The sequence below is a fragment of the Myxococcales bacterium genome, from assembly GCA_016712525.1.
In the GTDB taxonomy this organism is placed as follows: Bacteria; Myxococcota_A; Polyangia; order Polyangiales; family Polyangiaceae; genus JAAFHV01.
The window spans coordinates 2108832-2132338 of sequence record JADJQX010000001.1 but is presented as its reverse complement, the minus strand read 5'-3'; the positions used below and the strand labels follow the sequence as shown (position 1 = coordinate 2132338).

Genomic DNA, 23507 nt, shown 5'->3' with positions numbered 1-23507 from the left:
CGATCGAAGCACGACGCGCGTCACCTCGGACGATGTGCCCGAGGGACGCGCGAGGCCAGGCGCTCGTCGCGCCGTCACGATCAGGGAATGTCGCGGATGAAGAGGCCCTTCGCGGCCTCGGTGTAGAGGAGCTGTTTGCCGCCGGGCATGACGAGGCCACCGACCTCGGCGCCCTGAGCGAGCACGACGGAGCTCGCGGGAGCGGCCGGATCGCGGAGCTTGAAGTCGACCACGGAGACCTTGCGCCCATCGACGGTGATCTCGCGTTCGTTCTCGCCCAGCACGATTTTATCGGAGCCGTCGATCTTGCCGAGGAACACCTGGGCCGGGCCGAGATCGATGTCGGCGCCCCCTCCGGCCGCGGCGCGCGCCTTCACTTGCGGCATCGCCGGATTCGGGACCCAGAAGGCGTACTTGCTACCGAGCGAGAACCCGAACTCGATCGCGGTCGCGGTGGCGACGAGCGTCGTGGGGGCCGCGGGCGTGGCCGTGCCCGAGAGCTGCAAATCGTAGAGCCCGCCGAAATCCCCTCCCGGCGCGAGCTTGTGCGAGAGCACCGCCTTCGAGTCGGGCGAGGTGGCGAGGATGCCCATGAGGCTCCCGTTCGCGGCGAGCTCGGTCGCGTTCACCGGGGCCGCCGTGGCCGCCTTCTTCAGCGCGCCGAGCCGCGTGCGGTAGACGACCGTCGAGCCATCGCGCGAGATCGAGCCCTCGGCCACGCCCGCCGCCTCGATGGCGACCTCGGTGACCGTCGCGCCGACGTTGTAGACCGCGGCCGCGCCACCCGTGCCACCGGCGGTGATGCGCTTCGCCGAGAAGACCTTGTCCCCGTTGGCCGAGACCGAGAGGAAGTACGGCGCGAGGCCGGTGTCGATCTGCACCTGCGCGCCCGCCGGATCCGTGCGCCGCGCGGTGGCCGTGATGCCGGCGCCGGTGCACGTGGAGGTGAAGAGGTTCTGAGCGACGAACGTGTAGAACGCGGGGCACGGGTTCGCCTGGCTGCCGTCGCCGAGCGCGTCTTGCACGACGGTGGGCTGTCCGGCGAGCGTCGACGGGGCGGTCACGAGCTGGAGGTCGGCGCCCATCTGACGGACGAACGCCACGCGCGCGCCGTCGTTCGACGCGTCGACCTCGTAGATGGGCGACTGCGCCGCGGCTTCTTTCAAGCCGTTCGCCTTCGTCCAAATGGACAGCTTGCCGATGCCCGTGTCGGCGTTGACGCCCGTCCACAGGCCGACCGCGCCGCCGATGACGACCACCACGTCGTCGGTGTCCTCGCCTTCGAGGACGAGGTCGGGGGCGATGACCGTCGGCGCGCCGCCCGTGGGCGCGATGGCCTCGAGGCTCACCTTGGCGGCGTAGCGACGGAACACGATGGTGCCGTCGGCGAGGGTCGAGAGGATCTCGATCTCCCCCGCGGTGAGCTGGCGACCCGCGGGCGTGCTTCCGCCGTCCGAGGCGTCGGGGCGCGTGCCGCCGTCCGTGGGTTGGGTGCCCGAGTCGGTCTTGGTGGTGCTGCCATCGCTCGAGGTGCCGCCGTCGGGCTGGATGGGATCGGTGTCGAACGGCTCTTCTTCGCGGCACGCCGCGACGGACACGACCCCGAGGCACACGAGCACCGCGAACGGAGAGAGCTTCATCCGACCTACTTTACCGCGAACCCAAGCTCCGAAAAGGCGCGGCCGTCGTCGCTACGTCGAATGGCTCGGCCCACACCGAGAGACGTTCTCCTACATCTCGCATCGCATCGAGATCGCTCACGAATGCGCACGCGACAGACCGGGCGGCGTCTCGTATCGTTGTCTCATGGATGCTCCTCTCCGCTCTGCTCTCGCCGCTGCCTTCGTCTCCGCGGTCGTGCTCGCGTGCGGAGGTGGGGTCGGCGCCGAGGGCACGGCCGTCGGTGGCCCGTGCGCGGCCAACGCCGACTGCGCCTCGACCTCGCGGTGCATCACGAGCGGCTCGTACCCGCAAGGCATGTGCGTCGTGAACTGCAACCGCGACGTCGACTGCCCCACGGGCTCGCGCTGCGTCGACAAGGACAGCGGCGTCTGCCTCCCCGAGTGCACCCGCAACGACGAGTGCCGCGCGAACTACGAGTGCAAGGACGAGTCGACCCGCGACGGCGGCAAGGCCCTCGTCTGCCGAAAAGACTGACCTCCCGCAGAACGCCGCTCGCGCTCAGAACCTGTCGACGTCGCTCGCCGCGCCGACCACGCCGAGCGCCACTTGGGAGAGCCCGTAGCCCGGGAACGGGTCGTGCCAGAGCACGCGCCCCGTCTCTCGATCGAGGCACGCGACCTCTCCACCGGAGCCAAGGAACACGTGCGGCCCGTCGACGAGCCAGGTCGACACGGGCACCGGCACGTGCGCGCGCCACACCACGGCCCCGGTCGCGTGCACGAGCCGCACGACCTTCGCTCCCCCACCGACCAGCACGTCGGTGGCGTCGACCTCGATGCGCGAAAAGTCCGTGCCGTCCGGATCTTGCCACTCCCACACGCGCCTGCCCGACTGGCGCTCGAGCGCGACGACGCGGTGGCCGAGGGCGGCGATGACGAGAGGGGCGAGGGCGGGTGACGATCGGTACATGCCGAGCCAGGTTACGCGTAGACCCAGCCTTCGCGCACGAGGGACGCGTCCTCGGCGAGGGCGCGATGGTCCTCACGGGTGAAGCCCTCGAGCGCCCCGAGGGCCGCGAGCATCGCGTCGAGCGCGTCGCCTCCAGGGTCCTGCATGGCGCGCTCGGCGAGCCCACGGGGCACACGCGCGCGGGCCTCGATGGCCGCGAGGATGCCCCGACGAACAGCGACCTTCTCGGGGGACGGGCTCGCCTTGCCGGGGTCTTTGTAGCCGCGAAACGGGAGGCCCAGCCGCTTCAGCGTCGAGCTCGGGCACGTCTCGAGCACGACCCGATCCGCCTTCGCGAGCCCCTCGTAGGCGAAGGGCAGGAGCGTGGTACGTGCATCATGCAAGAGAGGTCGGCACACGTCGCGCATGACGACGAACGTCTGGTGCACGATGCGGTAGTGGTACGAGTCGAACGGGGTGCGCGCGAGGGCGTCGGTGCGACGCCTGACGTGGGGCCTTCCGAACCGGGCACGGGCCTCTTCGGCGAGGGTGCGGCCGAGGGTCTGCGCATCGGGGAACGTCGCGACGTAGGCGAGCTCCTCGGCGTACGTGGCCCCCTTCTCGAGGGCCGAAGGGAGAGAGAACGGGGCGTCGATGCCGACGAGGAGATCGCGCTCGGCTCGAATGGCGGCGACGAGCCAGGGCATCACGACGTCGCGCTCGTCGCTCCCGGCGCGCTCCCCGAGGGACGCGAGAGACGTGAACCGCGGACGTTCGCCGAGCTCGAGCGTGGCGAGGAAGGCCGTTTTCCCTGCGAGCCGAGCCCCGCTGAAGTCGACCCCGAAGACCTTCTTGGGCGCGAACGCCGTCAAGGCCCGGCCAAGGGGCGTGAAAAGGGGCGCGAGGGGATCATGCCGGTACGATGCCACGGGCGAGGCGCGGTATCTTGGTCGGGTGCCTCGTGCCCACGCTTCGGCCATCGCTCGTGCCCTCGTCGCGGTCTCGGCCCTCGTGCTCGGCGCGGGCTGCACCGAGCTCCGCTACCTCACGCAGGCCTCGGCGGGGCAGGCCGATCTCATGGACCGCCAGGTCGACATCGACCGCATCGTCCGCGAAAAACGCTTCTCGCGACGCACGCGCGAGCTGCTCGCCGCCGTCGGGCCCATCAAGGCGTTCGGCGAGCGACACGGGCTGCGGGCGACCGAGAGCTACCGCACCTACGTGCACCTCGAACGCGACGCGGTGGTGTGGGTCGTGTCGGCGTGCGAGCCGCTGTCCTTCCTGTCGAAGACCTGGTCGTTCCCGATCACGGGGAGCATCACCTACCTCGGTTGGTTCAAGAAGGACGAGGCCCGCGCCTACGCGACCGAGCTCGCCCACGAAGGGTGGGACGTCGACATGCGGCCCGCGCCGGCCTACTCGACGCTCGGCTTCTTCGACGACCCGGTCATCTCGACCATGTTCGTCGAGGGAGACGCCGCGCTCGGGGAGCTCGCCGACACGATCTTGCACGAGTCTCTCCACGCGACGTACTTCGTCCCGGGGCAGAGCACGCTCAACGAGAGCGTCGCGTCGTTCGTCGGGGAGCACTTGGCGCGCGTCTTCCTCACGGAGGCGCGCGGCCCGAGCTCTTCGGAGCTCCGCGCGTACGACGAGCTCGAGGCCTTCATCGACGAGCGCGGCGCAAAGATGAGCGCGGCCTACAAAGAGCTCGAGGGGATCTACGCGTCGCGCGCCACACCCGCCGAGAAGCTCGCGAAGAAGCTCGACGTCCTCACGAAGCTCCGCGAAGCGACCCACGCGCGGCGCGAGCTCACCAACGCCTCGCTCGTGCAGTACGAGACGTACGGCTCGGGGCAGAAGGAGCTCGAGGCCTTGTTCGCCACCTGCGGTGCTTCCTGGCCGCGCTTCATGAAGACGCTCGTCGCCGCGAAGCCCACGTTCCAGAAGGCGCGCCCCCACGAGGATCCGGCCCGGCTGCTCGCGCCGGTCGTCGCGGGAGGGTGCGCAAAGTAGCGAGACAACGGAATTTTCCGCCTGTCCTACATTGGCCCCTATGAGACGCATCGGTGACCCGAGGGGCACCATTCGGTCCTGGCGTGCGGACCGCGGCCCTCTATCCTGAGTCTCATGGGTATGCCTCGCGTCGCCGCTTCGATCCTGGTCGTGTCGGTCGTTCTGGTCGCATGCAGCGACGATCCCACGCTGCTCGGTGGAGGAGGGACCTCGCCCACCGCGACGGCCACGGGCACGGACGCGCCGGGCACCCCGACGTCGAACCCCACCGCGAACCCCACGACGACCCCGACCGGCACCGGCACGACGCCGCCCGCCCCGCCTACGCCTCCGGGCGCAGAGCCGAGTGACGCCGCGTTGAACGGCATCGTCGCCGCGCACAACGCCGTCCGCGCGGGGGTGCAGCCCGCGGCGAGCCCGCCCCTCGCGAACATGCAGTGGTCCGACGAGGACGCCGCCGTCGCGAAGGCCTACGCCGCCAAATGCGTGTTCGCCCACAACCCGCAGCGCGGGCAGCGCGGCGAGAACATCTACGCGGCCGGCGGCGGCGGCAGCACGATGAAGTCGCCGAAGGCCGTGGTCGACAGCTGGGCGAGCGAGGCGAAGAACTACACCTACGCCACGAACCAGTGCTCCGGGGTATGTGGACACTACACGCAGGTCGTCTGGCGCGAGAGCGTGAAGGTCGGCTGCGCGGCCCAGCGCTGCACGACGAACAGCCCGTTCGGCGGCGGCGCGTGGGAGTTTTGGGTCTGCAACTACAGCCCGCCCGGCAACTTCAACGGCCGCAAGCCGTACTGAGCCGTGCGTGTCCGCATCCTCGGCGCGGGCGCGATCGGGACGACCTTCGCACATCGGCTCGCCCGGGCCGGAGCACAGGTCACGCTCGTCGCGCGCGGCCCGAGGCTCGAAGCGCTCCGGCGTGCGGCCGGGGCCATCGTCACGCGTGACGGCCTCGAGGCGCGGGTCACCGTGTCCACCGAGGTCGACGAGCCATCCGTCTCCGACGACGCGCTGATCGTCGCCGTGCGCGCGCAGAGCCTCGAGGCCGCGTTGCCTATCGCGGCGCGGTCGCGGGCCCCGCTCGTCGCCTTCGTCGTGAACGCGGTGGGCCCCCTCGACGCGGCCCGGCGTGCGGCGGGAGCCGCGCGTGGAGCCTGGGTTTTCCCGGCGATCGTGGCCTCGCTCGACGACGACGGGATCCTCGACGCGCACGTCGTCCCGAGGGCGCTCCGCTTCGCGCAGATCACCACGGTGGGTGCGCTCGGGTCGGACGATCCTCTGGGGCTCTCGGAGCTCGAGGCAACCCTGGAGGCCGCCGGCATCCCGACGGCGCGCGCGCACGACATCGAGGCGTGGCTCACGACCCATGCGGCGTTCATGGCCCCGCTGATGGCGGCCGGGGCCCTCGCAGGTCCGCGCGGGCTCACGGGAGACGACGCGCGGCTCGTCGCTCGCGCGATGCACGCGGGGCTCGCGATCGCGCGCGAGGGCTTCGCGATCGAGCCATCGACGCTCGATCTCGTAGCGCGTACGCCGGTAGCTCTGCTCGCGCGCACGGTGGCCGCGGCCTTTCGTCTTCCTGCGACGCGACGGGCGCTCTCGGCCAAGGAGAACCGCGCCGAGGCCAAGACGCTCCTCGCCGCCCTCGCGGCGCTCGGTCACGGTTCTTCCGCAGGAGACCTCGACGCGCTTCGAGCGAGGCTCGATCTCTGAAGCGCGAGCGCACCTCCGGGTGTGCTCCAAGGCACCTCCGGCTGTGCTTCAAGGCACCACCGGCTGTGCTTCGGAGACGACCAAACGCCACGAATCCAGCCGTTTTCGTTGGGAGTCACTCCTCGAGGGCGGCCGCCGGATCGCGCAAGAAGTCTCGGACGACCTTCACGTGCTCGAGGTCCTCGTAGGCGACCACGCTCGGCGGCACGGTGTCGAACGACACGATCTTGGCGCCCGGCAGCGCGAGCAAGATGGGCGAGTGCGTCGCGATGACGATCTGGGAGCCACCCCGAACCGCCGCGCGGAGGTGCTTGAGCAGCGTGATCTGGCGCTTCGGAGAGAGGGGGCTCTCGGGCTCGTCCAGGAGGTAGAGCCCGGGGCCCGACACCTTTCGTTCGAGGGTGCCGAGGAACGACTCGCCGTGGGAGCGCGCGTCCATCGCCGCGAAGTAGGGCTCGGCCGAGAGCTCGTCCACGTGCACCGCCTCCCCGGGGAGCGGCACACGGGCCGGCATCCACGCGGGGTTCTCAGCTTGCACGCGCTCACGGAGGACGCGCGCCTCGTTCCGTGCCTGCGCGTGGAGCGCGAGGTAGTAGCTCTCGGCGCGGAGGTAGAGGCCGCGACGCGAGCGCGCCGTCCACGCGAGGCGCAGGTACCGCGCGAGCTCGAGCTGCTTCGCCAGGGTGACGTCGGCTTCGGGAGGGGCGGGAGCGAGCCCCGGTATTTCAGCCGCGAGCGCGATGGCCTCGAGCAACGTCGACTTGCCCGAGCCGTTCTCGCCGACGAAGAACGTGACCCCCGGGGAGAGCTCGAGGCGCTCGAACGCGCGCACCGCCGGGACGGACCACGGGAAGGCGCCCTCCGTGGGCATGCCGGGCTTCTTCGTGACGCTGAGGAGGTGACCCACGGAGGAGAGCTTAGTCGTGCTCGACGGTCACGGGCACGTGTCGACGTTGCCTTGGGCCGCGTACGGGCTCGTGGGCGTGTACTCGTACGACGTGGCCGAGCCGACGGCCGTGAGCGGGAAGGTCCGGCCCGTGCCGCAGTGGCGGGCGAAATCGTAGCGCGCGGCGTCCGAGTCGAGCTTGTGCACGGTGAGGTCGCGGTAGACGAGCGGCTGGCCACGCACGGCCCGGTCGGGCGCGCCCCCGCGGACCACGTACACGGCCCCCGCCCCGCGCTGGCGAAAGATCCGGCCCGAGCGCGCGGGATCGATCACGAGCGCCGTGTCCTCGTCGACCGCGACGCCGTACACCGTGGGCAACGGACCTGGGACGACGCCGTCGGCCACCTGCCGCGCCATGAACCCGACGAGCCTGCCCATGCGATCGCGTTCGGCGAAGTGCATGTCGGTGATGGTGCGCGCGAGCGGCGGGAAGACGAGCATGTTCTGTGTAAAGTGCACGCTCGGGTCGTACGGGTCGGTCATCATCGTCTTCGACGTGATCGACTCGGAGATGGCGAGCGTCGCGTCGTTGACCGATGCGCCTAGGATGGCCGTGCCGGCGGAGGTGCCCCCCACGACGCCCCCGCGATCGTAGACCCCTTGCACGGCGCGCATGAGCGGCGAGCCGGCCCACGCCACGTAGTCGCCCTGGTTTCCGCCGGCGAAGAACACGATCTCGGCCGCGCCGACGACACGGGCGGCGAACGCGAGATCGGTCGACGTGGCCTTCGCGGGGATCTTCAGCGTCTGCACCGAGTTGAACTGCGCGAGCCCGTCGAGGTAGGCGTCGTACCCGTCGGCGCCGGTGGCCCGCAGCACCACCACGTCGGCGCCGCGCGCCTTCGAGCCGACCACGAGATCGTGCGCCCACACGAAGGCCGCGTCGACGTCGGGCCCGCCGCCCATCATCACGAGCCCCGGCCCCTTCGGCGCGCTCGTGTCGTCCACCTGCGAGCCTCGCCTCGGGTACGCCGTGAGCGTGAGCGGCTCGGACGCGTCGACGGGGGTAGCCGCGTCGATGGGGGCCGACGCGTCCTCGGGGGCAGGCGCCGTGCCGGAGACGGTGGGCACGGGGACGGGCGTGCTCGCCGCGGGAGCAGGCGCGGGAGGCGTGCTCGTGCACGCGACGAGGAGAGAGAGCGCGACGAGCCACGAGCGACGCATCCCCTGAAGATACCGCACCCGCGGCGCATGACCACGATGCTCGACGCTCGGACGTCGTGAGGAACGGCGCGTTCCTCGACCTTCAGCCCCCGTCTTCTTTGCCGCCACCGCTCGGGCAGCGCACCGACTGGACGATCTGCGTGAGCGTGCACGTGTCGGCCTCGATCGCGCTCTCGGGCTCCCAGAAGCCCAAGCCTACGACGTCGCAAGCCACGACGGTCTGCGTGGTGAGGAGCCACAAATACCCGACGAGCGGCGTTGCGCCCCGCGTGAGCGAGAACACGGTGTGCCCCGTCGGCCAGGTCGAGCCACCGAACGGCTCGTTCCGCTCGGCGTTCCAGAGCACCTTCGGAGAGGCGTAGCCGTTGTCGACGAACCCTTGGAGCACGCCGTCGCGCACGGCGACCGGGTTGCACGCCGAGGCTTGCGCGGCCCCGGCGAGACCGACGAACCCCTCGCTTCCCGTGTCGTCCCGAAACGCCGACACGGTCGGCCCGAAGGCCCCCACGACCTTCCACCCCGGAGGCACGTGCACCATGCACCCTTTGTCGCCAATGGCCGTGAGCTGCCACCCGCCGGGCACCGTGAGCGAGCTCTGGGAGCCACACTTCGCTGCGGCCGCCCCGAGCCTGTCGACGAGCGTGTTGCCCGTGCCGGTCGGCGGGCGGACGTTGTCACCGACCACGGCCGCGTCGCTCCCAGCGTCCGTTCCGCCGCCGTCGGCCGTCGCCGGCGTGTCGCTGCACGCAGAGACCAAGAGCTCGGCGGCGAGGAGCGTTCCAAGGGCAGGAAGGAGGAGCGCGGAGACCTTCGGACCGACGGACGTCATGCCGAGGCACGAGCAAGAACGATTCCTCCGGCGAACGCGCGCTAGGAGAGGCCATTTTCGCGGGGAACCGTGCAGGCTTGGCGCGTGACGACGCAGAAGTTGCGGGAGCCCTTCGCCGCGGTCAGCCGTGCGCGCGCGCCGCGAGCACCTTCGCGGCACGCTCGGCGAGATCGGGGGACGCGAGGGCGAGGACCTCGCGGACGAACGCCTCGGGCACCTCGGTGGGCACGCGGATCGTGTCGAGCGTGAGCCCGAGGGGCACGTCGGTCACGAGCGTCGCGAGCTTGGTGTAGAGGAGCGCGTCGCCCCTTGCGTCGGCGAGGGCGCGCGCGAGCTTCTCACGGCCACGGATGCTCGCCGGCCACGACGCGCCGTCGTCCGGGATCGCAGAGAGCCCAGGGAACGCCGCGAGCAGCGCCGAGGCCGTCTTCTCTCCGAACCCGGGGATGCCCGGGATACCGTCCTGCGGGTCGCCCGTAAGGCCCAGAAAATCGGGCAAAAACCTTGGCAAAAAGCCCTTCTGTGCCACGAAGTCGGCGTAGCGGATCTCGCGCTTGCGGATGCGGTCCACCGTGACGACGCGGCCGCTCTCCTCGAGGCATTGGCCGAGGTCCTTGTCCGGAGAGAGCAGCCTGACCTCGTGGTCGGCGAAGGCGCGCGCGAGGGTCCCGAGGCCGTCGTCCGCTTCGTGCTCGCGCATCGTGAGGACGGCGATGCCCAAGGAACGCACCACGCGCTCCACGAGATCGAACTGACGCCGGAGGTCGTCCGGCACGCCGGAGTCGTCTTTGTATCCTGCAAAGAGATCGTTACGGAAGGAGCGGATCGGGTTGTCGAAGGCGTAGACGAGGTGCGTGACCCGCTCCTCCGGATCGCCGAGCAGCGCGAGGAGGGACGAGACGAGCCCCACCGTGGCGGTGACGTCGCGAGGCTCGCCGTCGATGGGCACGATCTTTCGTGGACGCTTCGAGTACTCGGCGCGGTAGAGCTCGAACGTGCCGTCGACGCCGGTGATGCGGGGCTTCGTCATGATGGTCTCGAGACAGAGAGCCCGGGCTCGCGAGAAAAGCTAGGCCTTTCCACCCCACGATGGATCCGTCGTGGCGAAGCCGCGCCCCGTGCGTCACCCCACCCGAGTCGCCGCGACATACTCGGACGGCCCCACCCCGAAGGTCCGACGGAAGGCCGCGCGGAACCGCCCGAGATCTCCGAAGCCCGACGCGAACGCGGCCTCCGTGACGCTCCGACGACCACGCCGCAGGAGGGACGCCGCGTGCCGCGCGCGGAGGTCGAGGACGAACGCGTGCGGCGCGACGCCGAGCGCACCTCGAAATGCGCGGCTGAAGTGGTACCGGCTCATGCCCGCGGCCGCCGCGAGCCGCGCGACGTCGAGCGAGGGGTCGCACGCGTGAGCGTGGGCGTAGTCGATGGCCGCGAGCAGGCGCGGATCCCGCGCGCGAACGGGCCGAGCCTCCCAGACATCGAGGCGGAGGAGCTTCACGACGAGAGCCTCGACCAGCGCGTCGACGACGAGCTCCCGATCTCGGGCCCCCGAGCTCGCCTCGCGCGCGAGCAGCCCACCGAGCGCGACGATGCCTCCGTCGTCCGGGACCACGACGACACGGTCGAAGCGACGAGAGGCCATCGAAGTTGCGGACGCGACCTCGCGCACGGTCGAGGCGTCGAGCTCGACGACCGTCCCGCGGAGGCCCTCATCGAGCGCGGTCACGTGCTCCACGCCAGGAGGGACGACGACGAAAGCGCCGGGGCTCGCCACGACCTCACCACCGGGACCGCCGTAGCGCGCCGCCCCTGCATCGAGCCACGCGAGCTCGAGGCCTCGATGCGCGGTGGCCGCGCCACGGACAGGGCTCGTGCAACGCCAGGTCCGGACGTGGGACGTCGCCGAGAGCGGCTGGGTAGAGGCGTGGATCATCCTTCGCGGACTGCAACCCGCATGCCTGCGAATTTACGGAGGAATTGGCCGTCCGTGCGTCCCCTGACGGGGACGCGGCACGAAACGCGGCACGATCCGCACGGGACGCCGCGCGCGCTCGTCCCTGCCTCCGTAGGGTGTCGGCCATGAGCCTCGCCCGTCGCGCCGTCCACGCCGCCATCGCCTCCCTCGTTCCCTTCTCGCTCGCCACGTTCGCGGCGTGCAGCGCGGGGCCTACGGCCGTGGTCTCGGCCGACGCCGCGGAGGAAGGAGCCTCCCCGACACCGGAGGCCGGATCGCCCACGCCGAACGAGGCCGGCGCGACCGACGCCTCGAAGCCGACGGCCATCGCGCCGATGGGCGGTCCGCGCGTTCTCTTCTCCCTCAGCGCGACCCCCCACGGGCTCGTCGCGGTGGGAGGGCTGTCCGCGGCCGTGCTCGACGCGATCGACGTGCTCGACCCGGCGCGCAACACGTGGCGCATGGCCGGAGAGGACGTGGTCCCTCGGTACGGCCACGGCGCCGCGGTCGACGCCGCAGGGAGCCTCTATGTCCTCGGCGGGACGCGTGACGGCTCCACACCGATCGCGAGCGCGAGCCTCGTCGACCCGGGCACGAGCACGAGCGCGGAGCTCCCGGACATGCCGGAGGCTCGGCTCGGGTTGGGCGCAGCGGTCGTGGGAGACGAGGTCCTCGTCTTCGGAGGCCGGGGGCCGAACGGTGCGACCGCGGACGAGATGCTCGTGTACGACACGCGGGCGCGCACGTGGTCGCGTGGGCCGAAGATGCCCTCTCGCAGGCTCGCGTTCGCCACCGTCGTCGCGGGCTCGCGTGTCTACCTCGTCGGCGGGCGCGACGCGACGGACGTCCCGGTCGCCGCGGTGGAGTCCTACGACACGGTGACGAAGACCTTTCGCACGGAGCCGAGCCTCGTCGAAGCGCGGTATTGGCTCTGCGCCGCGGCGCTCGCCGACGGGACGCTCGTGACGATCGGGGGAACGACCTCTTCTGGGTTCTCGGACACGATCGAGGTCCTCCGCGACGGCGCGTTCCGCAAGGCCGCGACGCTGCCCGACCCGCGTGGATGGCACGCATGCGCGCGAGGCGCCGACGGCCGTGTGTACGTCGCCGGAGGAGCGATCCGTCGTGGCGGCGGCTCCCCCACACCGAGGAGCGACGTGCTCGCCTTCGATCCACGCACGAACGCGGTGACCGAAGCCGCCGCGTCGCCGTAGGGCAAGCGACGCAGCGCGACCGGACGAGCGAGGGGCGGCCCCGACGGGCCCCCTTCAAGGCATGTCCCGGGAGCCTTGGGGCGTGTCCCGGGAGCCTTGGGGCGTGTCCCGGGAGCCTTGGGGCGTGTCCCGGGAGCCTTGGGGCGTGTCCCGGGAGCCTTGGGGCATGTCCCGGGGACCATGGGGGGATGTCCTGGTTCCCGTACGGGATGTCCTGGTTCCCATGGGGGATGTCCTGGTTCGGCCTTCTTGTGGGTAGGTGCGTGGTGGGAGAGGTGGGATGGATCTGACTCCGCGGGGGCTCGGAAGCGCGGCGCCTCCCGTCATGTTCGCCCTTCGTGGGAGAGCTCCGGCGCGGAGAGCCGACCATCCTCCATCGTGAGCAGGCGGTCGACGAACGGTCGGAGGCGCGTGTCGTGCGTGACGAGCAGCACCGTACCGCCCGCGGTCGCGAAGTCGCGCAAGAGCCCGACGACCACCTGCCCCGTGCGGAAATCCAGCGCGGCCGTGGGCTCGTCGGCGAACACCACGTCGGGCGAGGGCGCGATCGCCCGCGCGACCGCCACACGTTGTTTCTCACCTCCCGAGAGCTCCGCGGGCCTCTGCGACGCGAGCGCGCGGAGACCGAGGCGCTCCAAGGTGGCGTCGGCGCGCGCCTCGGCGTCCTTTCGGGGGCGCCCGGCGAGCACCATGGGCTCGACCACGTTCTGGCGCGCGGTGAGCGCGGTGAGCAGGTGATAGCCCTGGAACACGAAGCCCACGTGGTCCCTCCGCGCACGCGCACGCCCGCGGTCGTCGAGCGTGTCGAGGCGGCTGCCCGCGAGGGTCACGGTGCCGGCCGTTGGGCGCACGAGCCCCGCGAGCACGGTGAGCAGCGTCGTCTTCCCGGAGCCCGACGGCCCCTCGAGCGACACCATTTCGCCCTTCGCGAGCGACACGTCGAGCTCGGAGAAGACGGCCCCGCCCCGCGGGTACGTGAACGATACACCCTTCGCCTCGAGGATCACGCGAGCACCTCGGTCGGATCGAGCGAGAGCACCGGACGCGCGGCGAAGAGGCCGGCGAGCAGCGTCACGACCAGGGCCCCGACGACGCCGGTCGCGAGGGTGCCCGCGTCGAGCACCACGGCGATGCCCAGCTGTCCGAGCGCCGCGGCCGTCGCGAACGACGCGACCAGGCCGACAGCGAGCCCCGCCCCGGCGAGCACCGCGCCTTGCCATGCGACGAACCCCAAGAGCTCGCCCGTGGTCGCGCCGAGCGCCTTGAGCGTCGCGAGCTCTTTCCTGTGGCTCGCGACGAGCGCGTGGAGCGTCTGCGCGAGCACGATGGCGCCGACGAAGAGAGAGAGCAGCGCGCCCACGCGGAGCATGACGCCGATGCCCGAGTCTTCGACCCAGCGCTTCTCGGTGGCGCGGGCGAAGTCCTCCGACAGGGTCGCGCGGAGCCCTTTCGGGAGCCCCGAGACGAGCTTCTCGCGGCACGCGGCGCTCGCCGTATCGACGACGAAATAGGTCGTCGCGCCCTTCGGGAGGTGGAGGAGCGTGTTCGCGCCCTCGGGCCTTAGGAAGACGTAGGGGGTGAGCGTGAAGGGCCTCACGCCCCGCGAGAACGCGCCGACGCGGACCTTCTCGCCGTTCACCTCGAGCACGTCGCCCGAAGCTGCGACGCCGAGCTCCTCCGCGTCGAGCCTGTCGACGGCGACCACCTCGTCGGTGAGGTCGGCGGCATGACCGACCTCGAGGTTCCACGGGAGCTCGCGCCCCACGACGGGGTCGACGCCGACGACCTGAACGCCGACCGGCACGTCGTCTTTGCGCTTCACCTGGGCGAAGTCGAGCACCACACGCCGTACACGCGTCGCGCACGCCGGATCGAGCGTCGGAGGCACGAGGATGGGCTGCGCGTCGTCGAACGAACGTGTGCCCGACTTGTGGACCCACACGTCGCCCCCGGCGCGCCGAACGACCTGCGACGCCGCGCGCCGAAACCCGGCGTAGAGCCCCGACTGGAGCAGCACGAGCGTCACCACGGCGCCGACGGCGAGCACCGCGAAGACGAGCTTGGCCCGCTCGTGGAACAACGTCGAGAGCGCGATGGTGCGCATCGCGCGGGACGATACTGCGAATCGCGGCCCCACCGCGAGCCCCCTCGCCTGGCACGATCGTGACGGAGCCGTTGCGAGCACCCGACGGACGAGGACGCAGACTTCGAGGCGATGAGCCACGACAGCTCCCCCTCCACGAAGCGGTGCACCATGTTCGATTTCCTCCTGGCCGGCGCCCTCCTCGGGTTTGCGGTCCATGGGATCGTCGACATGCTCTCGCGGCGCGTGCGCGCGCTCTTCTCGCTCACTTCGGCGTGAGGGGGACGAGCGCGCCGCCACGGATGCCGTAGAGCTCGAACGCGGGTATCACGCGCCCGTCGTCGCCGAGCGACACGTCCCCCGAGGCACCTTCGTAGCGCACATCTTCGCCTCGGGCCGCGGCGCGGAAGAGGCGCTCGAGGTCGTCGGGCCCGTAGCCGGCCTTGCCGCGCGTCGCCGCGATGGCAGCCTTGCGGATCTCGGGGGCCTTCGCGTCGACACCTGCCGCGGCGAGCCCGAGCGCCACCACGATGGTCGCGTCGAACTGGCGCGCCGCGAAGGGGTCCTTCGGCTCGGAGCCCGTGATCGCCTGGAATTTTCGGGCGAACGTGACGAGCTCGGGGCGCGACGGAGGCGCGACGGCCACCTTGACCCCCGTGAGCCCCTCGGCCACGAGCTTGCCCTCGCCCGACTCGCGAAGCGAGAACTCGACGAAGTCCTCCGAGGCGAGCGTGTCCCCCCCGAAGGTGCGCAGCTTGTCTCGAAGCGGCGCCGAGAACGAGCCGAGGACACGAGCCCCGACCTTCGGGGGAACGAGCAGCGCCACGCAGTCGGCCCGGTCCCCCTCGACCGCGCGCGCGAGGTCCGCGTAGTCGCGCTTGGCCGCCGCGTCGACCGCGTGGGTCTTCGTCGGCACGGCGGGCGCGCGCGCGAGGCTCGCGGCGAGCGCGGTCGCGAACGGCGCCCCATGCGCATCCGTCGACGCGACGATCGCCACACGCGCGCACGGGGCAGCGCGTGGGCTCGTCCCACGGAGGGCCGAGGCGAGCGCCGCGGCCTGCGCGTCGTCGTCCGGGGCGAGGGCGAGGAACGACCCCGAACGAGCTCCCGCGGTGAGCGCCGTCGCCGTCGCCGTGCCGGAAACCTCGAGAATCGCTCGAGAATCCAAGAGCTCACGCACCTCGTGCACCTGCGGGCTCAGGAGCGGGCCGAGCACCACCGGCACCGTGCCGAGCTTCGCCGCTTCGTCGGCGCGCGCCGCGAGGAAGGGCCCGAGGGCGCCCTGATCGTCGACCACCGAGAGCGCGACGGCGCGACCACGGACTCCCCCGGCCTCGCCGATCATCGTGAGCGCCGTGCGCGTCGCCCGCTCGAGCTCCTGGCCACGTCGCCGGTTGTCTCCCGAGACGTCCATGAGCAGCGCGAGGCGGAGCGGAGGAGCAGGCGCGGCGGCATCTCCACTGGCCACGAGCGAGGCGCTGGGAAGAGGCGCGTGCCCCGAACGCGACACCATGGCGCGGAGCCCGTAGGCGACGAGCGCGCCGGCCGCGAGAATACCCGCGACGACCACGAGCGCGGGGCCTCGCGAGGGCGCGGGCGACGCCGATCCGGGGCGCAGCGGCGCGGGGGCTCCCGACGCGCGCGCCCGAGGCCTCGACGAGCCCGGAGCGACGCCTTGTCGGGGAGCGGGCGGCGCGTCGTTATCCAACGCGTCGGCGTCGTCGACCGTGCCGAGCGCCGGGGCGTCGTCGACGGTCCCCGGGCTCGGACCGCCGCTCGGGGCCGCCGCGGCCTCACCGCGCGACGCCACCTCGAGCGCACGTACGAAGGCTTGCGCGTCGGGGAACCGCGCGTCCGGTGCAAAGCTCGTGGCCTTCGAGAACCACGCGTCGACCTCGGCAGGCACCCCCGGGACGAGCGCCGAGGGGCGAGGGCGCTCGGCGCGGTAGGCCGCGAGCCCGAGCGCGTCGAGCGACGCACGCGAGATGGCCGGCTCCCCGGTGAGCAGCCGGAAGAAGACGAGCGCGAGCGAATAGAGGTCACTGCGCGCGTCGATCGGCCCTCCCGCGGCTTGCTCGGGGCTCATCGTCGACCGTGTGCCGATCGCGACGCCGAGCCCGGTGAGGCGCTCGCCTTCGTCCTCGTCGAGCGCGACGCCGAAGTCGACCACCTTGAGCACGGTGCGCGCGCCATCCTTCGCGAGCACGAGGTTCTCGAGCTTCACGTCACGGTGGACGAGGCCGCGCTCGTGCGCCTTCGCGAGCCCCGTCGCGGCTTGGGTCACGAGGTCGACGACCTCGGCGAGCGGGAGCCTGCCGCGGGCCTCGAGCTCCTTCGCGAGATCGTGACCGTCGAGGAGCTCCATGACGAGGAAGGGGCCGAGCGAGTCGTGAGCGCCAGCGTCGAGCACCGCGACCACGTGCGGGCTGCGGACCTTCGCGAGCAGCGCGGCCTCCCGCTCGAAGCGCCTGCGCATCCGCTCGCTCGGCGCGGCCTCGGGCGCGAGCAGCTTCACGGCGACGTCGATCCCCAAGGCCTCGTGCCGCGCGACCCACACGTGCCCCATGCCCCCCGCGCCGAGCGGACGAACGAGGCGCACCTGGGGCGTGACACGATCGTCGGGCGCAGGCGGGAGCCTCGGCATGCTCAGCCCTCGCCCGAGCCGCCGGCGCCACCCGCACGGAACACTTCGACATCAATCGCGAATTTGTCGATCCAACGGTGCACCTGGACGCGCGTCGTGTCCATGCGGCGCGCGACCTCGCTGAGGTTCCCGTGGTGCTCGGCGAGGAGCGCGAGGAGCACCTTCTTGCGCTCCTCGGCCGGCACGGGTGCCTTGGTGGCCACGGCCTTCGCCGGAGGAACGACCTTCTCGACGGGAGACGGCGCCTCCGTGCCGAAGCCCTCGGGGAGGTCCGCGGCCCTCACGATCCCCGCCTCGCCCGCCAAGACGACGGCGCTCTTCAGCACCTGGAAGAGCTCCCGCACGTTGAGGCGGAACGGGTGCGCTCCGATCGCGCGCACGGCCTCGGCCGAGAGCCGAATCGCACGCTCTCGCCCTGGCGCGATGCGGGGGAGCAGCTCCGCGATCACGATGCCCAAGTCGGCCCGCCGCTCCCGCAGAGGGACGAGGCGATGCGTGTATCCCGCAAGTCGCATGCGTAGGTCCTCTCGAAGAGCCTCGACGGGCCGCAGCGTCGCCGAGACGACCCTCACGTCGACCTTGATGGGGCGCGTCGCTCCGACCGGGGTCACCTCGGACGTCTCGAGGGCGCGAAGGAGCACCGCCTGCGCACCCTCCGGCAGATCCCCGATCTCGTCGAGGAGGAGAGTACCCCCCGCGGCCGCGCGAAAATAGCCCGGTTCGTCACGCACGGCCCCGGAGAACGCGCCCTTCACGTGCCCGAAGAGCTGCGCCTCGACGAGCGTCTGGGTGAGCGCCCCCGAGTTCACCGCCACGAACGGCCCTTCGCCTCGCATCGACAGCGTGTGCACCGCACGCGCGAGGACCTCTTTGCCCGTACCGCTCTCGCCGAGCAGGAGCACCGGCAGATCGGAAGCCGCGATCTTCACGAGCCGACCGAGCCCGGCGGCCACGTGGGGCACGAGCGACGCGACGCCCTCACGACGCCCGGCGAGGCCGAGCCCGGTCGTCTCGCGCTCGTCTTCGGGGAGCACCGCCTCGTCGAGGACGAACAGGCACGCGCCGAGCGAGAAGGTCGCGCCGACCGTGACGGGGCCCGCCGCGTGACGCGCGAGGCCGACGAACGTCCCGTTCTTGGAGCCCTGGTCGGTCAGCACGAACCCGGAGCCGGAACGCGAGAGCGTCGCGTGGCGAGACGACACCCGATCGTCGGGGAGCGTGACGACCAGCCTGTCGCCCTCGCGTTTTGCCGAGAGCATCGCACCTCGACCGAACGTGACCTCGCGGACCCCACGCAACGAATAACGCGCGCCGCACGCGAGCGGGCGCTGCCCCTCGAGGGCGAGGTACAGCACGTCGCAGGGGGAGCCCGCCCCCTTCACGCGAGGGTCGCCATGCTCGACGGGCGCCGTGGCTTCGGCGGTGAATGCGGCCATTTTCGCGAACGTAGCGTAGCGCACGCGTCGTCGTAAGGATCTTCCGGCGCGACGTGCCGCCCCGAGCAGGGTCGGAGCTCAGGCTTCGGATGCCGCCACGAGAGGCCGCGCGACACGCCCGAACGAGCGCAGGCGCAGGCTATTGCCGAGCACGAAGAGGCTGCTCGCGGCCATGGCCGCCGCGGCGAGCACCGGCGAGAAGAGCACACCCAACACCGGATAGAGCGCGCCTGCGGCCAGCGGGACGAGCGCCGCGTTGTAGGCGTACGCCCAGAAGAAATTCTGTCGAACCACGCGGTGGCTCGCACGCGCGAGGCGAACGGCGTCCACGATGGCGAAGAGGTCCCCGCGCATCGCGACCAGATCTCCGGCGTCGACGGCGATGTCCGAGCCCGTGCCCATGGCCACGCCGACGTCCGCCGACGCGAGCGCCGCGGCGTCGTTCACGCCGTCCCCCACGAAGCCCACGACCTTGCCGGACGCGCGCAGCTCGGACACCTCTTTGGCCTTGTCGGTCGGGCGGAGCCCCGCGCGGACGTCGTCGATCCCGAGCTCCTTCGCGATGGCCGCGGCCGACGCGGCGACGTCCCCCGAGGCCATCACGCTCGTGACGCCGAGCTCGCGGAGGGCGTCGATCGCCGCGCGCGCTTCGCTCTTCGGGGTGTCCGAGAGCGCGAACCAGGCCACGGCGCGCCCTCCGATCGCGACGAGCACCGGGGTACGCCCCGCCTTCGCGCCGTCCTCGACGTGGGCCGCGAAGGCCGCGACGTCGACGCCGGCCGCCTCGAGGAAGCGCGCCGTGCCCACGAGCACACGCTCCCCGGCGACGCGCGCCTCGGCGCCCGCCCCCACCTCGGCGCGAAAGCCCTCGACGACGAGCGGCGCGCCGGGCTCCCCGCCCTTCGACTTCGTGTACGCGAGCAGCGCGCGCCCGACGGGGTGCTCGCTCTTCGCCTCGAGGGCACCGACGGCCGCGAGCACACGCGCCTCGTCCCCGTGGATCTCGGCGCCGACGACCTCGGGTTTGCCGTGAGTCAGCGTACCGGTCTTGTCGAACACGAGGACCGAGACGCGCGCGAGCACCTCGAGCGCCGTCGTCTTTCGGACGAGGAGCCCGAGCTCGGCGGCGCGCCCCGTCGTCACCATCATGGCGGCCGGCGTCGCGAGGCCCATGGCGCACGGGCAGGCCGCGACGAGCACGGAGACCCCCGAGACGAGCGCCCTCGACAGCGCCGGCGCCGGGCCGAAAACGAGCCACACGACGACGGTGACGAGCGCGATCGACAGGATGATCGGCACGAACACGCTCGCCACACGGTCGGCCATGACCTGCGATTCGCTCTTGCCACTCTGTGCATTCTGCACGAGTCGAATCACCTGACCGAGCGTGGTGTCCTCGCCGACCCGGGTCGCCGTCAGGACGAGGGCGCCCCGATCGTTCACCGTCCCCGCGAAGACCTGCGCACCTTCGCGCTTCGCGGCCGGCATGGGCTCGCCCGTGATCGACGACTCGTCGACGTGGCTCTCCCCGGAGACCACGGTCCCGTCGACGGGCACGGTCTCCCCGGGCCGGAGCGCCACGAGGTCTCCGGGGCGCACCTCGGCCAGCGGGACGTCGACCTCCGTCCCCGAGCGCACCACGTGGGCGACCTTCGGCCGGAGGGAGACGAGCTTCTCGAGCGCCGCCGCCGTACGACCACGCGCCCGGGCTTCCATGGCCTTCCCGAGGAGCACGAGCGTCACGATCGACGTGCACGCCTCGAAGTACGTGTGGGCCGTCCCCTCGGGGAAGAGCCCCGGCGCCGCGACGACAAGTGCAGAATACACAAACGCCGCCGTGCTCCCGAGCGCGACGAGCGTGCTCATGCCGAGCGACCGATGCCTGACCTCGGCCGCCGCCTGGAAGTAGAAGCGCCGACCCGAGAAGAGCTGCACGGGGAGCGCGAGCACGAGGCCGGCCTTGCCCATGAGCGCGTGCATCAGCGCGCCGAGCGGGCCGCCGTGGAGGCTCGGGATCGCCATGGGGAGCATGGTGAACGTCACGAGCGGCGCCGTCACCACGAGGGCCACCCACGTGTCGAGATCGAGGCCCGGCTGGGCGTGTGGCACCACGGGAGAGTCGGCCTTCTTCTCCTCGGCCTCGTACCCCGCGTCGCGCACGACCTCGGCGAGCGCCACGGCGTCAACGGAGCCGTCGGTCGTGATCGTGGCCGACTCGGTCGCGAGGTTCACGGCGACCGCGCTCACCCCCGGCACCTTGGCGATCGCGCGCTCGACCCGCCCCACGCAGCTCGCGCACGTCATGCCCGAGATCCCCAGGCTCACCGTCGACTTCGGCCCACCGGCTTCGGAAACCTCGGTCATTTCGCGAGTATCCGTACTCCTCCACGCGCGCCCACGCAACGCAGGAACGGCCGTACAGGGCCACCCACGAGGCGCGCACCGAGGCCTCGAAAGCCGGCGCGCCCGTGGTAGGTTACCCGCCCATGGGAAACCTCAAGCTGAAGCCCGGCGTCCTCGTCGGCAATGCCCTCCGCGAAGTCTTCGACTACTGCAAGAGCGAGTCGTGCGCGCTGCCCGCGGTCAACGTGATCGGCAGCCACTCGACGAACGCGCTCCTCGAGGCCGCGCGCCAAGCGAAGAGCCCCGTCATCGTGCAGTACTCGCACACCGGCGCGCAGTTCAACGCCGGTAAGTTCCTCGACAACGCCTCGCACGCGGCGTCGATCATGGGCGCCATCGCCGGCGCGCACCACGTCCGTGTGCTCGCCGAGGCGTACGGCGTCCCGGTGATCTTGCACACGGATCACTGCGCGAAGAAGCTGCTTCCGTGGGTCGACGGCCTCATCAAGGCCGGCGAGGAGTACCACGCGAAGAACGGCGTCCCGCTCTTCAGCTCGCACATGCTCGATCTCTCCGAGGAGCCTCTCCACGAGAACCTCGAGATCAGCCGCACCTTCCTCGCGCGCATGGCCAAGATCGGCATGGCCCTCGAGATCGAGCTCGGAGTGACGGGCGGCGAAGAAGACGGCGTCGACAACTCGGGCGTCGACAACGCCAAGCTCTACACCCAGCCGGCCGACGTGCTCGCCGCCTACGACGCGCTCCAGTCGGTGGGCGCGTTCACGGTGGCGGCGTCCTTCGGGAACACCCACGGCGTGTACGCCCCGGGCAACGTGAAGCTCACCCCGAAGATCCTGGCGAACAGCCAGGACCACATCGAGAAGGTGCGAAACACCGGCAAAAAACCGGTCGATTTCGTGTTCCACGGCGGCTCCGGCTCCACCAAGGAAGAGATCCGCGAGGCGGTCTCGTACGGCGTCGTCAAGATGAACATCGACACCGACACGCAGTGGGCCTTCACCTCGCCCATCAAGAAGTACATGGACGAGAAGGACGCCTACCTGAAGAGCCAGCTCGGCAACCCCGAGGGCGCCGACAAGCCCAACAAGAAGTACATCGACCCGCGCGCCTGGCTCCACCTCGGCGAGAAGGGCGTCATGTCCCGCGTCGTCGAGGCCTGCAAAGACCTGGGAAGCTTCGGCAAGTTCGACTTCTGAACGCGAGCGCGAGCACGGTCCATTTCCGGCTGCCCGGGGCGTACGCGCCTCGGGCAGTTTCCTTTTTGGGTCCTAGCACCGATTGCACCCCCCACGCACCGATTGCGGCGCCGGCGGGCGACCACGACGAGGCGCAGGGGGGAGACACGAGGCACGCGCATTGCGTACGCTTCGAGGTCCTATGAGCCAAGGCCCAAGCGACGTCGCGCCTCTCCCGTTCTTCCTTGGCAAGCGGCTCGAAGATCTCGCCACGCTCTCGCAGAGCCGGCTCCTCCGCGCGCTCGACGTGAAGGAGATCTCGTTCTTCTTCGACGCGCTCGATCAGCTCGCCGTACCGCCCGGGCGCGATCTCGTCACCCTCGGGGAGGACGGACCTCGTCACGTGGGCTTCCTCCTCGAAGGGTACGCGCGCCTCGTACGAGGGGACGTGCAGGTCGGGCGCCTCGGCGCGGGGGATCACTACGGGGAGCGCGTGCTGCTCCGCCAGCAGGTCTCGCCCTTCCAGGTCGTGACCGAGACGGACGTGCGCGTCGCGAGGCTCACCCTCGGCCGCTTCGAGTCGCTCGCGCAAAAACACCCGCGTGTGGCCCTCGACCTGGTTCGAGCCATCGCCGCCACCGCGACCGACGACGTGACCGTGCTCGCCGACAGGTTGCGCGCGTTGGTCCGCGAGCGCAGCACCCCTCGCGCGGCCGACGTGCGTGTTCGCCTCGGGCGCGAAGAACGCCACGTGCCGACGGGGACCACGATCGCGGAGCTCTGGAGGTCGCGGACTCTCCCGGGCATCGCGCCCACCGTGCTCGCCGCGAAGCTCGACGGGAGGCCCGTCATGCTCGACACGCGCCTCGCCGCGGACGCCGTGGTGAGCCCCATCGTCGAGGGGACCGAGGGCGGCGACGACGTGCTCACCCGGAGCGTCGGGCTCGCGATGCTCGACGTGCTCGCCGAGGTGCGACCCAAGGCGCGCGGGCGTGTCCTCCCTCCTATCGACGGAGCCGTCGTCCTCGAGATCCACGACGAGAATCGCGCGCAGCTCGCGTCGGACGTGTCCATGGCCACCGAGCGTCGCCTCGCGAGCCCCGTCGCGTTCTCCGAGGAGCTGTGGACGATCGAGGAAGCCCGCGCGTACTTCACCGAGCGCGGTTCTCACGACGCCGCGACGCTCCTCGACCATCGCCCGCAGGCAACCGTGACCCTCTCACGTTGTGGGCAAACGTACGCGCTCGCGTTCGGCCCGTGCGTGTCGACCACGCGTGACATCGGTCCCCTCGGGATCGCTCCCCACCCGCGAGGGCTCGTCGTCGACGTCGGGCGAGCCCGCAAGGCCCACGAGAGCGACGACTCCCTCGAGAGAGAACGCGCGGCACCTCG

Annotated in this window: 20 protein-coding genes; 7 read left to right on the top strand and 13 right to left on the bottom strand. The window is 71.4% G+C overall.

Annotation, left to right across the window (positions count from 1 at the left end):
* Positions 1–80: 80 nt before the first annotated feature.
* Entirely contained in the window at positions 81–1640 is a 1560-nt protein-coding gene (locus IPK71_09085) for a hypothetical protein (protein MBK8213892.1), read from the bottom strand.
* Positions 1641–1806: 166 nt separating this feature from the next.
* Here IPK71_09085 and IPK71_09080 point away from each other — a divergent pair, with 166 nt between their 5' ends.
* Positions 1807–2157 (top strand): hypothetical protein, encoded by a 351-nt coding sequence (locus IPK71_09080; protein ID MBK8213891.1) that lies wholly within the window; start codon positions 1807–1809, stop codon positions 2155–2157.
* Positions 2158–2181: 24 nt separating this feature from the next.
* Here the strand turns inward: IPK71_09080 and IPK71_09075 are convergent, their stop codons facing one another.
* The gene (locus IPK71_09075) at positions 2182–2592 is read right to left on the bottom strand and encodes a PQQ-binding-like beta-propeller repeat protein (GenBank protein ID MBK8213890.1); all 411 of its coding nucleotides are present in this window, start codon (positions 2590–2592) and stop codon (positions 2182–2184) included.
* 11 nt (positions 2593–2603) lie between these two features.
* Entirely contained in the window at positions 2604–3443 is an 840-nt protein-coding gene (locus IPK71_09070; protein MBK8213889.1) for a DUF429 domain-containing protein, read from the bottom strand.
* A gap of 82 nt (positions 3444–3525) precedes the next feature.
* Here IPK71_09070 and IPK71_09065 point away from each other — a divergent pair, with 82 nt between their 5' ends.
* The 3 genes from IPK71_09065 to IPK71_09055 all read left to right on the top strand — a co-directional run bounded on the left by IPK71_09065 (position 3526) and on the right by IPK71_09055 (position 6303).
* Entirely contained in the window at positions 3526–4587 is a 1062-nt protein-coding gene (locus tag IPK71_09065; protein ID MBK8213888.1) for an aminopeptidase, read from the top strand.
* Positions 4588–4701: 114 nt separating this feature from the next.
* Entirely contained in the window at positions 4702–5388 is a 687-nt protein-coding gene (locus IPK71_09060; GenBank protein MBK8213887.1) for a hypothetical protein, read from the top strand.
* A 3-nt stretch (positions 5389–5391) separates the two neighbouring features.
* Entirely contained in the window at positions 5392–6303 is a 912-nt protein-coding gene (locus tag IPK71_09055; GenBank protein MBK8213886.1) for a ketopantoate reductase family protein, read from the top strand.
* Positions 6304–6418: 115 nt separating this feature from the next.
* Here the strand turns inward: IPK71_09055 and IPK71_09050 are convergent, their stop codons facing one another.
* The 5 genes from IPK71_09050 to IPK71_09030 all read right to left on the bottom strand — a co-directional run bounded on the left by IPK71_09050 (position 6419) and on the right by IPK71_09030 (position 11178).
* On the bottom strand, positions 6419–7210 hold the full coding sequence (locus IPK71_09050) for an AAA family ATPase (protein ID MBK8213885.1): 792 nt from the start codon (positions 7208–7210) through the stop codon (positions 6419–6421).
* Between the two features lie 27 nt (positions 7211–7237).
* A complete protein-coding gene (locus IPK71_09045; protein MBK8213884.1) occupies positions 7238–8413 on the bottom strand; it encodes a cyanophycinase in 1176 nt (391 codons plus the stop codon).
* Between the two features lie 82 nt (positions 8414–8495).
* Positions 8496–9242, bottom strand: a complete 747-nt coding sequence (locus IPK71_09040) for a hypothetical protein (protein ID MBK8213883.1) — start codon at positions 9240–9242, stop codon at positions 8496–8498.
* Positions 9243–9363: 121 nt separating this feature from the next.
* Positions 9364–10272, bottom strand: a complete 909-nt coding sequence (locus IPK71_09035; GenBank protein MBK8213882.1) for a flap endonuclease — start codon at positions 10270–10272, stop codon at positions 9364–9366.
* Between the two features lie 93 nt (positions 10273–10365).
* Positions 10366–11178: a helix-turn-helix transcriptional regulator gene (locus IPK71_09030; protein ID MBK8213881.1), complete on the bottom strand. Its 813-nt coding sequence runs from the start codon at positions 11176–11178 to the stop codon at positions 10366–10368.
* Positions 11179–11324: 146 nt separating this feature from the next.
* Here IPK71_09030 and IPK71_09025 point away from each other — a divergent pair, with 146 nt between their 5' ends.
* Entirely contained in the window at positions 11325–12413 is a 1089-nt protein-coding gene (locus tag IPK71_09025) for a hypothetical protein (GenBank protein ID MBK8213880.1), read from the top strand.
* A 323-nt stretch (positions 12414–12736) separates the two neighbouring features.
* On the opposite strand, the gene IPK71_09020 is transcribed toward IPK71_09025, so the two are convergent.
* Positions 12737–13633 carry an ABC transporter ATP-binding protein gene (locus IPK71_09020; GenBank protein ID MBK8213879.1) on the bottom strand — a complete coding sequence of 299 codons (897 nt, stop codon included), beginning with the start codon at positions 13631–13633 and terminating at the stop codon, positions 12737–12739.
* Between the two features lie 995 nt (positions 13634–14628).
* On the opposite strand from IPK71_09020, the gene IPK71_09015 reads away from it, so the two are divergent.
* Positions 14629–14775, top strand: coding sequence for a hypothetical protein (locus tag IPK71_09015; protein MBK8213878.1), 147 nt, complete (start codon positions 14629–14631; stop codon positions 14773–14775).
* On the opposite strand, the gene IPK71_09010 is transcribed toward IPK71_09015, so the two are convergent.
* The 3 genes from IPK71_09010 to IPK71_09000 form a co-directional block, all read right to left on the bottom strand.
* Positions 14762–17140 carry a protein kinase gene (locus IPK71_09010; protein ID MBK8213877.1) on the bottom strand — a complete coding sequence of 793 codons (2379 nt, stop codon included), beginning with the start codon at positions 17138–17140 and terminating at the stop codon, positions 14762–14764. The two genes, IPK71_09015 and IPK71_09010, sit on opposite strands and share 14 nt — an antisense overlap.
* Positions 17141–17142: 2 nt before the next feature.
* A complete protein-coding gene (locus IPK71_09005; GenBank protein ID MBK8213876.1) occupies positions 17143–18576 on the bottom strand; it encodes a sigma 54-interacting transcriptional regulator in 1434 nt (477 codons plus the stop codon).
* Between the two features lie 78 nt (positions 18577–18654).
* Positions 18655–20940, bottom strand: a complete 2286-nt coding sequence (locus IPK71_09000) for a copper-translocating P-type ATPase (protein ID MBK8213875.1) — start codon at positions 20938–20940, stop codon at positions 18655–18657.
* 122 nt (positions 20941–21062) lie between these two features.
* Here IPK71_09000 and fbaA point away from each other — a divergent pair, with 122 nt between their 5' ends.
* Positions 21063–22136, top strand: a complete 1074-nt coding sequence (gene fbaA / locus IPK71_08995) for a class II fructose-bisphosphate aldolase (protein ID MBK8213874.1) — start codon at positions 21063–21065, stop codon at positions 22134–22136.
* A 459-nt stretch (positions 22137–22595) separates the two neighbouring features.
* Here fbaA and IPK71_08990 read toward each other — a convergent pair whose 3' ends face one another.
* The gene (locus IPK71_08990) at positions 22596–23189 is read right to left on the bottom strand and encodes a hypothetical protein (protein ID MBK8213873.1); all 594 of its coding nucleotides are present in this window, start codon (positions 23187–23189) and stop codon (positions 22596–22598) included.
* Between the last annotated feature and the right edge of the window lie 318 nt (positions 23190–23507).